The 12,902-nt window shown below is 43.2% G+C and carries 11 protein-coding genes and 1 tRNA gene; 9 read left to right on the plus strand and 3 right to left on the minus strand.

The features are described 5' to 3' along the window. Positions 1–101 precede the first annotated feature (101 nt). Entirely contained in the window at positions 102–1,028 is a 927-nt protein-coding gene (ttcA, locus tag LZZ98_RS00935; RefSeq protein WP_237786259.1) for a tRNA 2-thiocytidine(32) synthetase TtcA, read from the plus strand. A gap of 215 nt (positions 1,029–1,243) precedes the next feature. Further along, positions 1,244–1,627 (plus strand): SCP2 sterol-binding domain-containing protein, encoded by a 384-nt coding sequence (locus tag LZZ98_RS00940; protein WP_086176171.1) that lies wholly within the window; start codon positions 1,244–1,246, stop codon positions 1,625–1,627. Between the two features lie 71 nt (positions 1,628–1,698). On the opposite strand, the gene LZZ98_RS00945 is transcribed toward LZZ98_RS00940, so the two are convergent. Next, positions 1,699–2,808 (minus strand): transglycosylase SLT domain-containing protein, encoded by a 1,110-nt coding sequence (locus LZZ98_RS00945; protein ID WP_237786260.1) that lies wholly within the window; start codon positions 2,806–2,808, stop codon positions 1,699–1,701. Positions 2,809–3,172: 364 nt separating this feature from the next. Here LZZ98_RS00945 and greB point away from each other — a divergent pair, with 364 nt between their 5' ends. Both greB and LZZ98_RS00955 read left to right on the plus strand, forming a co-directional pair. Continuing rightward, positions 3,173–3,667, plus strand: coding sequence for a transcription elongation factor GreB (gene greB, locus LZZ98_RS00950; RefSeq protein ID WP_237786261.1), 495 nt, complete (start codon positions 3,173–3,175; stop codon positions 3,665–3,667). Between the two features lie 90 nt (positions 3,668–3,757). Next, positions 3,758–3,847, plus strand: a tRNA-Ser gene (locus LZZ98_RS00955). Between the two features lie 118 nt (positions 3,848–3,965). Here LZZ98_RS00955 and LZZ98_RS00960 read toward each other — a convergent pair. Further along, entirely contained in the window at positions 3,966–4,919 is a 954-nt protein-coding gene (locus tag LZZ98_RS00960) for a LysR substrate-binding domain-containing protein (RefSeq protein ID WP_237786262.1), read from the minus strand. A 265-nt stretch (positions 4,920–5,184) separates the two neighbouring features. Between LZZ98_RS00960 and LZZ98_RS00965 the strand changes: the two genes are divergently transcribed. The 5 genes from LZZ98_RS00965 to epmA all read left to right on the plus strand — a co-directional run bounded on the left by LZZ98_RS00965 (position 5,185) and on the right by epmA (position 11,503). Next, complete coding sequence (locus LZZ98_RS00965; RefSeq protein WP_237786263.1) at positions 5,185–6,408, plus strand: acyl-CoA dehydrogenase; 1,224 nt, start codon at positions 5,185–5,187, stop codon at positions 6,406–6,408. A 229-nt stretch (positions 6,409–6,637) separates the two neighbouring features. Then, positions 6,638–7,960, plus strand: coding sequence for an MFS transporter (locus tag LZZ98_RS00970; protein ID WP_237786264.1), 1,323 nt, complete (start codon positions 6,638–6,640; stop codon positions 7,958–7,960). Between the two features lie 51 nt (positions 7,961–8,011). Next, complete coding sequence (locus LZZ98_RS00975; RefSeq protein WP_237786265.1) at positions 8,012–9,241, plus strand: CaiB/BaiF CoA transferase family protein; 1,230 nt, start codon at positions 8,012–8,014, stop codon at positions 9,239–9,241. 217 nt (positions 9,242–9,458) lie between these two features. Further along, entirely contained in the window at positions 9,459–10,526 is a 1,068-nt protein-coding gene (locus LZZ98_RS00980; protein WP_237786266.1) for a 4-phosphoerythronate dehydrogenase, read from the plus strand. After that, on the plus strand, positions 10,523–11,503 hold the full coding sequence (gene epmA, locus LZZ98_RS00985) for an EF-P lysine aminoacylase EpmA (RefSeq protein ID WP_237786267.1): 981 nt from the start codon (positions 10,523–10,525) through the stop codon (positions 11,501–11,503). Before LZZ98_RS00980 ends, epmA begins: the two co-directional genes overlap by 4 nt. Before the next feature lie 130 nt (positions 11,504–11,633). On the opposite strand, the gene LZZ98_RS00990 is transcribed toward epmA, so the two are convergent. After that, entirely contained in the window at positions 11,634–12,869 is a 1,236-nt protein-coding gene (locus LZZ98_RS00990) for a multifunctional CCA addition/repair protein (RefSeq protein WP_237786268.1), read from the minus strand. Between the last annotated feature and the right edge of the window lie 33 nt (positions 12,870–12,902).

Consider the following 12,902-nt stretch of genomic DNA (forward strand, 5'->3'; position numbering starts at 1 on the left):
ATAGTAATAAGCAATTTGCAGAAATTACATTCTTTTGGTGCGATGTGGGACTGAATCGGATAAAATTGCGCGGTATTTTTATTTATGGGTAAATCTCGTCTATGTACTCGCCAGTTGAGTCCGAACAAGGATTTAATTTCAAACCAGAACTGCCAACTAGCTCGGCATATTACCGTTTGTTGAAAAAGCTTCGCCGTCAAGTCGGTCATGCCATTCGTGATTTTAAAATGATCGAAGATGGCGACAAGGTAATGGTCTGTATTTCTGGTGGTAAAGACAGTTATACCTTGCTGGATATTTTGTTGCAGTTCAAACGGATTGCACCGATCAATTTTGATGTGGTTGCAGTCAACCTTGACCAAAAGCAGCCAGGTTTCCCTGAAGATGTCTTGCCACGTTATTTAGAAGAAAATAACATTCCTTATTATATTCTGGAAAAAGACACTTACAGCATTACCAAAAAACTGACCCCTGAAGGTAAAACCTACTGTGCAGTGTGTTCACGTTTACGTCGTGGTTCATTGTATGGATTTGCTCAGGAAATTGGCGCAACCAAAGTGGCTTTAGGTCATCATCGTGATGACATTATGGCCACTTTCTTCCTGAACCTGTTCCATGGCGGCAGCTTGAAGGCGATGCCACCAAAACTGTTGTCTTCTGACAAAAAGAATATCTTGATTCGTCCACTGGCTTATGTGGAAGAAAAAGACATTATTAAATATGCAGAAATGCGTCAGTTCCCGATTATTCCGTGTAACTTGTGTGGTTCACAGGAAAACTTGCAGCGTGCCATGATCAACAATATGTTGCGTGAATGGGATGCACAATATCCGAAACGTTTACACAGTATTTTTGGTGCCATGCAGAATGTATCGCCTTCACAATTGGCGGATCGTGAATTGTTTGACTTTGAAGCTTTAGATGCGCAACGTGAAATTGATTTCACCGGCAGTTGTTCAACTGAAGAAGAAGAAGAAGGGCAAAGCAAACGTATCAATATGGTCAATTTAGGTTTTGCTGCCGACTAAGATGGTCTTTAGACACCAATTTCAGGATTGGTGTCTATTTTATATATCTGATTTACTTAAGAAATGTATTAAAAATATAAAAATTGAACGCATCGTACAAAAAACGTTAAGCAGAAAACAATTTTACATGCTATAACAAGCTTCAAGCAAAATAGCTTCACAAAGATGTTGTCTGGATAGGCGACACCAATGGACAAATAAATTGAGGAAAGATCATGCCTGCCTTTTTAACTGATGATTGGTTTTCAACTGTAGAAACATTAACTGCGCAAGCCGGTGATTTAAACTTGCCACCTGCACTTGCAAATTTAGCCATCAACCTGGTGGTATCTGATGCCCAAGGCAATACAGAATTGTCTCTTGATGGTGGTGCAATCAAAAAAGGTCTATCTTCAAATGCGAAAACCACTTTGAACATGGATGGGGAAACTTTACGTAAAGTGTTCCTGGAATTTGATATGGCTGCTGCAATGCAGGCATTCATGACCGGTAAAATTAAAGTTCAGGGTGATATGTCACAATTAATGGCTTTACAAACAGCGAAGCCAAGCCAAGAACAAAAAGATTTATTCAAGAAAGTGCTTGAACAAACCGCCTAAGTCTCTATAACTAGTATCTAGCGCAATAAAAAGCTTACCCAAGGGTAAGCTTTTTTTGTATTTAGAATAAATTAAATATTCACTAACTCTGAAGTCTTAATATGTTCTAAATAGGCACGAATGCGTGTTACATATTGCACTGCTTGACGGTAACGGCCATTGCTGGCTTTATTACGCTCTAAATAACCATACAGGTTGACCCAGTTATTCGGGTTTTGACCTTGTGCACGGATTTTATCTTGAATCTGATCCACTGCACCTGGCCCCATATTATAAGCAACCAGGGCATACCAGTTACGGTCAGGCAAAGGTACGTCTGAATAACGGCTCAGCATCTGGTCGTAATATTTCGCACCCCCTTCAATACTTTGTGCCGGATCGGTTCGGTTACTGACACCCATGGCCTTTGCGGTACCATTGGTCAGCATCATCAAACCGCGCACGCCTGTCGGTGAAACAGAATTAGGTTTTAGATAAGATTCCTGATAACCAATTGCTGCCAATAAGTGCCAGTCCAGATCATATTTTGCAGCGGTATTTTTAAAGCTGGCCTTATAAATCGGCATGCGCTGATTTAGATCACGCTGAATGTTATCCCATGATTGTTCTTCTACTACATTCCGATTATAGAATGAAGCCAATCGGCGAATTGAACCAGACTGTTTACCTTGACAGACAAAACCACTTGCAGTTTGAGTCAATGGGTCATTGGCATGCTTAAATACCCAGTTCAGATTGGTATTTAGGCCATTTTGCTGCAGGCTGCTGATATCACCACAAGTTGCAGAAAAAGAAGTTAAATGCTTTTGCTCGATAGTACGTACATCTGCTGTCGTCATGGCAAAGTTGGCTTTACCTTGTGCAACCCATTTCAATGCCGTGGCATTATCCGGCACAGTTTTAAACACCAGCTTAACATTCAAGCTGTTGGCGTAGTTGCGTGCCAGATCATAACCAAAACCATGTTGGTGTGAACCATCTTGAAATATTGTGGTTGGATTTTCAACTGAAACCACAGTCAGCTGTTTGCCATCGACCACAGAATCATATTGGTAAGATTTACTTGCATTGATACTGTGGAATGGAATTAATGCAGTCGTAAATGCAAGAATTTTTAATGGGAGAGAAGAAGTTAATGAGTTAAGGCAAAGCCTCACTCCAGAAGTAGAACTACTGTGCATGGTGTCTCCGCTACAAGTAATTTATGCCCTAAAAAGCAAAGGCAAACAGGCCTCGGACTTTTGCAAGTTTGATAAATTCAATAAGGGTTGGGCACATGACGTCATTCAAAAAATGACATTGGATTAAAAGGAGAATAATGTAGAATTTCTACATAGATTAAAAAATAAGCGATCTAAAAACATGCGCGCATAATACGGCTGAAAAATAAGCTTGTCAAATTTTGTACGAAAAATTTTAGAGAAATGTAACATAACAAATTAATTTTATTGAAGAATTAATTTTATAAACTTTAGTTGTGTGTAAATACGGGATAGAATAGACCATTCTTGTAAACAAAATGTAAGCAGAACTTCAAAAAACATCATGAAATCTAACTTAATTACACGTACTGGTCATGACAAACTGGTCGCAGAATTACAACATTTATGGCATGAAGAACGGCCTGAAATTACCAAAAAAGTGAACTGGGCAGCGAGTCTCGGGGATCGGTCGGAAAATGCTGACTACCAGTACAATAAGCAAATTTTACGTAAGATCGACCGTCGTGTTCGTTACTTGGGCAAACGTTTAGAAGAGCTCAAAATTATTGATTTTTCCCCTGAGCAAGAGGGCAAAGTGTATTTCGGTGCCTGGGTGGAAATCGAGAACGAAGACGGTGAGAAAAAAAACCTGCGTATTGTGGGTGTGGATGAAATTTATGATCATCACCCTCAGCATATTTCTATTGATTCACCCATGGCACGAGCTTTATTGGGCAAGCAGGTAGATGATGAAGTGCAGGTGCTGACACCCTTAGGTAAAAAGCTGTGGTATGTGAATGAAATTCGTTATGAAAAGCCTGAAAATTCAGCAAATTAATGCGTTTTGTTTTTATTTTAAGCGGTTGATAAGAAAAACTTAGAAAAGTATTTGCCAAGAGAGTATTTTATTTATATCATAGCCGCCATTGGAAGCGTGGCAGAGCGGTTTAATGCACCGGTCTTGAAAACCGACGAGGGTGCGAGTCCTCCGTGAGTTCGAATCTCACCGCTTCCGCCAAATTCAAAAAGCCCCTGTGAAAACAGGGGCTTTTTTAATGCCTGCTCAAAATAAACCATCCTATAAAAATATTTAAATATGTCCATGTATCGACTTTTTATTATGTTAATTGAAGAGATTATTCATCTTGCTTTTTATGTGAGGAAATCAACAATTCATGCTGCATCCAGTCGACAAACTTTTGAATTAAAGGTGAGTTCTCCTGGCTGGAATGCACCAGATAATAGGCACGGCGACCTTCCAGTTTTTTAGTAGAAGCAATCACCAGTTTTTTTTCCTTTAATTCCTGTTCAATCAGCATTTGAGGAATCAGGGCCATGCCCATGCCATGATTGGCCGCTACAGCCAGCATGGAAAATAGTTCATGCCGTTGTCCTTCAAAGGGATTGGTGTGCTTGATTTGATGATGTGCAAACCATTCTTCCCAAATGCTGGGGCGGGTGGTCTGTTGTAGCAAAGGAAGGTGAACCAGTTGCTCTGCAGTTAAATCAAAACTCATCTCATTCAGCATGACAGTATCAGGAAAATACTTTCGAATCAGCGCAGGTGAACATACCGGAACCACATCTTCATGCATTAAATAATGGGTTTGTGTGCCGGGCCAGTGTTCAATCTGCTGCGGTGTACCGGCATAAATGGCAGCATCGAAGATATTTTCATTAAATAAAAATGGCTTGGTACTGGTTTCCAGATGCACGGTAACTTCAGGATGAATGGCATTAAAACGATGTAATTTCGGCAATAACCAGCGCGTGGCAAAGGTCGGAACCACGCCCAGCTTGAGCGTTCCGCCTAGCCCCTTATGTGACATGACATCCAGCGTACTTTGTTCCAGCCCCCTTAAATAGGGGATAATGGTTTTATAATATTGCTGTCCGGCGTGGGTCAGTTCTACGCCGTGACGGGTACGGGTAAACAAGCTCACGTCTAAAAAGTCTTCCAGTTGCTGGATTTGCCGGGAAACTGCACTTTGGGTAATAAACAGTTCCTGAGATGCGTGGGTATAACTGGCATGCTTCGCGGCAGATTCAAAACATAACAAGCCTTGTAATGAAGGAATACTTCGACGCATGGATTAGTCCTTTAATCGTGCAGATATTTCAAAATGACATAATTTAAACCCTAGCCTATTCGACTTTAGTCTTGAAAATCATTTAATCATGTAGTTGATTCAGTGCTCTAAGCTGTGAAAATTAATCATGAAGCATTCAGGTATGCAGAAACAGAATATCTACATGTAAATTTATCGTTTGAAATAATGATCATTCACACATAGCATCGAACTCAAAGTAGAACACTTACAACACAACGAAAACTGATCTCAAGCAGAGGAAGCGATGAATCAAATGGTCAATACTAAAAAAACGGTTAAAGCGCAGTTCAATTGGCAAGATCCATTTTTACTGGAACAGCAATTGACTGAAGAAGAGCGCATGATTCGTGATACCGCTCATGCCTACTGCCAGGAACGTTTACAACCTCGGGTACTTGAACAGTTCCGCCATGAAAAGACTGATCCAACCATTTTCCGTGAGATGGGGGAGTTAGGTCTTTTAGGTCCAACCATTCCTGAACAATATGGCGGTGCAGGCTTGAATTATGTCAGCTATGGTCTGGTTGCACGTGAAATTGAATATGTTGATTCAGGTTACCGTTCTATGGCCAGTGTACAAAGCTCGCTAGTGATGGTGCCGATTAATGAATTTGGTTCGGAAGAACAAAAACAGAAATATCTGCCGAAGCTTGCTACGGGGGAATACATTGGCTGTTTCGGCTTGACTGAACCGGATCATGGTTCTGATCCAGGTAGCATGATTACCCGCGCCAAAAAAGTCGACGGTGGCTACCGTTTAACCGGTGCGAAAATGTGGATTACCAACAGTCCAATCGCGGATGTATTTGTGGTCTGGGCCAAAGAAGTATCGAAAGAAGGTAATGTCGGTGACATTCGTGGTTTTATTTTAGAAAAAGGTTGGGAAGGGCTGTCTGCACCTGCGATTCACGGTAAAGTCGGTTTACGTGCTTCGATTACCGGAGAAATCGTCATGGATAATGTCTTTGTTCCGGAAGAAAATGCCTTTCCTGAAGTGCGTGGCTTAAAAGGTCCATTTACCTGTCTGAACAGTGCGCGTTATGGGATTGCCTGGGGTGCCATGGGCGCAGCGGAATTCTGCTGGCACACGGCACATCAATACACCATGGATCGCAAACAGTTTGGTCGTCCTTTGGCTGCCAACCAGCTGATTCAAAAGAAACTGGCCGATATGCAGACTGAAATTGCCTTAGGTTTACAGGCGGCACTACGTTTTGGACGCATGAAAGACGAGGGTATTGCTGCGGTTGAAGGCACATCACTCATCAAGCGTAATAACTGCGGTAAGGCTCTGGATATTGCGCGTGTAGCACGTGACATGATGGGCGGCAACGGCATCAGTGATGAATTCGGCGTGGCGCGTCATCTGGTGAATCTGGAAGTGGTGAATACCTATGAAGGTACACATGATGTGCATGCGCTGATTCTAGGCCGAGCACAAACAGGCATTGCCGCATTCTGTAACTAATTCATTTAGATCAACTCAGGATGTTCATTCGTGAACATCCCAGAGTGCTTTTGTTTTCAAAAATTAATAAACATAGATAAAGGATTCATCGTGAAACATTCTTGTAAAGCTGTGCATTTGCAAGCCTGAGTTCAAAAGATGTCACAAGAAAAATAATAAAGAACAGCTAAGGCAAATGTATAGACATGAGACTGCCGATGACTCATTTGGGAAAATGAGGTAATAAATCATGAACAATGACGTTCAAACAATTGCAGGAACTCCAGTGAGTTCTTTGCCACGCAATATTGGAACCTATGAAAAAATCGGACCCAACACCTGGAAGTGGGCGTTGCTATTCGCCTATTTTGCCATGGTGGTAGATGGTATCGATATCATGTTGCTGTCTTACAGCTTAACCAGCTTAAAGACCGAATTTGGATTGTCGACCTTTCAGGCTGGTGCTCTAGGTAGTGCATCACTCGCAGGGATGGGGATTGGCGGGATCTTGGGCGGCTGGGCATGTGATAAATTTGGCCGTGTTCGTACCATTGCCAACTCAGTGACTTTCTTTTCGATAGCTACCTGTTTGTTAGGTTTTACCCATAGCTTTGAGCACTTTATGGCACTGCGTTTTATCGGAGCTTTAGGCATTGGCGCACTATATATGGCCTGTAATACTTTAATGGCCGAATATGTGCCAACCACTTACCGTACAACGGTGTTGGGTACGCTACAAACCGGTCAAACAGTCGGTTATATTGTTGCAACATTGCTAGCAGGTTCGATCATTCCAGATCATGGCTGGCGTATTCTGTTCTTTATTACTGTGATTCCTGCATTTATCAATATTTTCCTGCAACGCTTTGTGCCAGAACCCAAATCATGGCAGCTGACCAAATTGAATGCCCTACAAGGCAAAACTCAGCCTAAAGCGGTGGTTGCTCAGGAAAAACCGAAAAGTGGCAGTATCTACAAGCAGATTTTCAATAACTTTAAGCATCGCAAAATGTTTTTGCTCTGGATGACTACGGCATTCTTCCTGCAATTCGGTTATTACGGCATTAACAACTGGATGCCAAGCTATCTGGAAACCGAAGTTCACATGAACTTTAAGAGCTTGACCAGCTATATGGTGGGTTCATATACCGCCATGATTCTCGGCAAGATTCTGGCAGGCTATCTGGCAGATAAATTTAACCGTCGTGCGGTGTTTGTATTCGGTACTCTTGCCAGTGCCGTGTTCTTGCCAGTGATTATCTTCTGCAATACGCCAGACAACATTCTGTACTTGTTGGTGACTTTTGGCTTCCTATACGGCATTCCATATGGCGTAAATGCAACCTATATGGCAGAAAGTTTCTCTACAGATGTACGCGGTACAGCAATTGGCGGTGCCTATAACATCGGCCGTGTCGGTGCGGCAATCGCTCCAGCGACGATTGGTTTCCTGGCATCGGGCGGCACATTCACCATGGCCTTTATTGTAATGGGCGCAGCGTACTTTGTCGCAGGTGTGTTACCGGGTCTGTTCATTAAAGACCGTCAGTACGATCCACAACAACAATCATAATCAATCACAGGAAGATGTCTGTGCGGCATCTTCCTCTATTAAGGAATGACAATGGGTGCATTACAGGGAATTCGGGTGCTGGATTTGAGTCGGGTATTGGCTGGTCCTTGGTGTGGACAGATCCTGGCAGATTTAGGCGCAGAAGTGATTAAAATTGAACGTCCACAAGTGGGTGATGATACCCGGATGTGGGGGCCGCCATGGATGCCAGACCAGCAGGGCAATGCCACGCGTGAATCTGGATATTTTCAGTGTGCCAATCGTAATAAATATTCAGTGGCTGTGGATATTGCCTCAGTTCAAGGTCAGGAAATTATACGGGAAATTGCCAAAACTGCCGATGTGGTGATTGAAAATTATAAAGCCGGATCACTGGCAAAATATGGACTGGATTATGCGAGTCTAAGTGCACTGAACCCCAATGTAGTCTATTGCTCGATTACCGGTTTTGGTCAGGATGGGCCACGTGCCGAAGAACCAGGTTATGACTTTATCATTCAGGGTATGTCGGGTCTGATGAGCATTACCGGTGAAAAAGACGGTGAACCGGGCGCAGGTGCGCAAAAAGTAGGTGTGGCAGTTGTGGACATTCAAACCGGCCTGTATTCAACCATCGCCATTCAGGCAGCCTTGTTGGCACGTCAGCATACTGGACGTGGCCAATATATCGATATGTCTTTACTGGATGTACAAGTTGCCACGTTGGCCAATCAGGGTATGAACTATTTAAGCACTGGAATTTCGCCAAAGCGGATGGGAAATAGTCATCCGAATATTGTGCCGTATCAAACTTTTAAGGCCAAGGACAAGGAATTTATTATAGCCTGTGGTAATGACAAGCAATTTAAGGACTTGTGTCTTGCCATTGGACTGCCTGAATTATTGCAAGAAGTGAAATTTCAGCGCAATCAGGATCGGGTCAAACACCGTGATGAATTGATTGCATTACTGTCGGAATATTTTCTCGATAAAAATGCCAAAGATTGGGTCGATGCCATTCACGCCATGAAAGTCCCGGTGGGTGTGATCAACTTAGTTGAAGATGCGTTGGCTGAACCGCAAATTCAGCATCGTGACATGGTGGTGAATATTCCACATGCTTTGAATGAAAACTTTAAAGTGATCGCATCTCCGATCAAGCTTTCGGATACACCGGTAGAATATCGCAATGCGCCACCGCAGTTGGGAGAACATACTCAACAGATTCTATCGCGTTTTAAAACGGCGGATGAGCTGCGTGCCTTAAAATTGCAAGGCATTATTGATGGAGAGGTAGCTTAAGCAACCTTCTTTTGATCCATATTTGTTTTGCTCCTGTTGGACCGGATTGTTAAAGCATTTGGTTCTTTTTTTGTGCAAGGAAAGATAACATCTATCTATTTTATGCAGCCTAGTGTCGGTGAAATTGTCCAAAGCGAGAAAGCGATACCTATAAGGTGCATGGTCAGATGCAGTGCTAAGCGTTATCATAATCGGCATAAGATCATTGGATTGCATTATGAAAATCGTTGCAGATGAAAATCTGGCATTTACCGACTATTTCTTTTCTGAATTTGGCGAAATAGAACAAAAAGCAGGGCGTACCCTAAGCCATGCCGATGTTAAAGATGCAGCAGCACTTTTGGTTCGTTCGGTAACGAAAGTCAATCAAGCTTTAATTGCAGATAGTGCGATCAAGTTCGTGGGCAGTGCAACCATTGGTACCGATCACTTGGATATTGCAGCACTGGAACACAACAAGATTGCCTGGTCAAATGCCGCAGGCTGTAATGCACAGGCCGTTGCTGAATATGTGATTACCGCTTTATTACAGCTAAAACCTGAGCTGATTGATGCCAATGATACTTTTACTTTGGGTATTGTTGGGCTGGGAAATGTAGGCTCACGTCTGGCGACTATGGCCAAACTTCTGTGCTGGAATGTGATTGGTTATGATCCCTTTGTACAACGCGAACAAGTCAATCAAGTTGAATTTGATGAATTATTAAAAACAGCCGATGCCATTTCCATCCATGTGCCTTTAACCAAGACGGGTGAGCATCCGACCTATCATCTGATCAATGCTGCAGCTTTGGCAAGCATGAAAGCTGAAGCCATTTTAATTAATTCGGCACGCGGGCCTGTGGTGTCCGAAGCTGCTTTAATAGCCGATATTGAAAAGACCGGCCGTCAGGTGGTGCTGGATGTCTTTGAGCATGAACCAGAAATTTCAGCTGAGTTGCTGGATTTAATCACTTTGGTTACACCGCATATTGCAGGTTACAGTCTGGAAGGCAAGGCGCGTGGCACCCAGATGATCTATGATGCATTCTGCAAAACCTTTGATTATCCGGCTGACAAAAAATTTGAAACCCAGTTACCGGTCTGTGAACAGTATTTCAAAGAGCGTGATCTAAAAGCTGTACTGAAACAATATCTTTCCCAGATTTATGATATTGCCCAGGATGATGTGAACTTACGCGCCTGCCTAAAAGATGGCAAGGTCGATCAAAAAGCCTTTGATTATTTACGTAAAACCTATCCCTTACGCCGTGAGTGGGCTGCACATGGAGGGCCTAAGGCATGAGTCTATCTGTTTCTTATCAGCCGACTTGTGACTTAATGGCTATGCAAGCACGTGCCAAATTATATGCACAGATTCGCCAGTTTTTTGCTGAACGTGATGTGCTTGAGGTTGAAACGCCGATCTTGTCGCAAGCCGGGGTGACCGATGTGCATCTGGCATCCATACAGGCGCAGCGACATGTACGAGGCAAACAGCAGACCCACTATCTGCAAACTTCACCTGAATTTGCCATGAAACGGCTGTTGGCCAGTGGCAGCGGGCCCATTTATCAAATCTGCAAAGTCTTCCGTGATGACGAACATGGCCGTAAACACAATAGCGAATTCACCATGTTGGAATGGTATCGTCCCGGATTAAGCCTGAAAGAACTGATGTTTGAAGTGACCGACCTGTTAAATGTGACTTTAAAGCATCGTTTTGGTTCGGTACGTCCGACCATCCTCAGCTATAAGCATGCCTTCATCGATCGTCTGGATTTAAATCCATTGCAAGCGAGCTTAAAAGAATTAAAAGATTGCTGTAACCGGGTGGGGTTAAATCTGGATTTAGGTGATGATCGCTTGGGTTACATCGATCTGCTGTTCTCGCATTTTGTTGAACCGAGTCTGGGTTTTGATACTCCGGTATTTTTAACCGATTTTCCACCTGAACTGGCATCGCTCGCCAAGACGAAAATCGATGAAGATGGTGAGCTGGTTGCCGCCCGTTTTGAGCTTTATATTGAAGGTTTGGAACTCGCCAATGCCTATGATGAACTGATTGATGCTGATGTATTGTGTTCCCGTTTTGCCGCTGATAACTCAGAGCGAGAAGCTTTGGGACTGCATGTGATGCCAATCGATGAATATTTGTTGGCAGCTTTGCCTCAGATGCCAGAATGTTCAGGCATCGCTTTGGGTATAGATCGTCTATTAATGGTTGCGACTGAACAAATGAAGCTGGAAAAAGTCATTACTTTCCCGGCAGATGTTTCTTGATTTAAATGATTACTAGTAATCCCCCCTAACCCCCTTTCATAAAGGGGAGGAAGTCCCTCTTTGGAAAAGAGGGATTTAGGGAGATTGATAGAAATCAAAAAAAATCACCTTCAGGTGCTTTTTTTATGGGCTATACAGCAGCCACCATCTGTTGTGCTTTGAGCTGTTCAATCGCTTTAATGCGGCGTTGAATCAGCATTTCACCAATATCAGGTCCCTGAATATCAGGCGGTAAATCTTGTGCCTTGATATTACGCACCACTTGCATGGCTTCAAGCACATAAGCAGCCTGAGGATATTCACGGTCTTCCAGACCTAAACGGCCACGAGAATCACATTCACAGGCTTGTACATAAGCTTCGACACGTTCAGGACGACGCAGCACATCGAGTCGTTGCAATAAACGCCATAAGGTACCCGGTTTCAAGCTTAAAGCCTGATGGCATTTTAAATGTTCTTTACATACAGCAATGGCCAGTTGTTTGGTATTGGTCGGCACTTTAAGGCGATCACAAATTTCAGTGACCGGTTTTACTCCACGTTCTTCATGCATAATATGACGCGGTAATTCGTCTGCAGGAGTCAATGCTTTGCCTAAGTCATGAACCAGAACGGCAAATCGTACATCTAAAGAATAGTTAGCTTTACAGGCTTGTTGTAATGACATCATGGTATGAATACCACTATCAATTTCCGGATGATATTCAGGACGCTGTGGAATACCGTATAAGGCATCCAGTTCCGGGAACAAGACTTTTAAGGCCCTACAGGCACGCAAGACTGCAAAGTATTCATCGGCATGAACTTCCATCAGTGCACGTGAAGTTTCTTTCCAGACACGTTCCGAGATCAGTGCATTGAGCTCGCCTGATTCCACCAATTGTTTCATTAAAGCGAGGGTTTCTTCCGCCACACTAAAGCCTAAACGTTTATAACGTGCAGCAAAGCGGGCGATACGAAGAACGCGCAGGGGATCTTCTACAAAGGCATCGGAGACATGACGTAAAATTCGCTGTTCTAAATCTTGCTGACCATGATAGGGGTCATAGATATTGCCTTCACTGTCCATCGCCATGGCATTGATGGTTAGGTCGCGACGAATTAAGTCTTCTTCAAGAGTAACACTAGGATCGGTATGAAATTCAAAACCATGATAGCCACGACCTGACTTGCGTTCAGTACGTGCCAGTGCATATTCTTCTTTTGTTTCGGGATGCAAAAAAACAGGAAAATCCTTACCCACCGGCTGATAGCCTTGAGCAAGAAGCTGGTCGGGCGTTGCGCCAACCACAACATAATCTTTTTCGTGATAGGGGTGTCCGAGCAAGTGATCTCGAACTGCACCGCCTACTAAATAAACTTGCATGAAAAAACCTCTATTCTTCAAGCAATCATGCTA

This window comes from Acinetobacter sp. SM34 (genome assembly GCF_022012365.1).
Taxonomy (GTDB): Bacteria; Pseudomonadota; Gammaproteobacteria; order Pseudomonadales; family Moraxellaceae; genus Acinetobacter.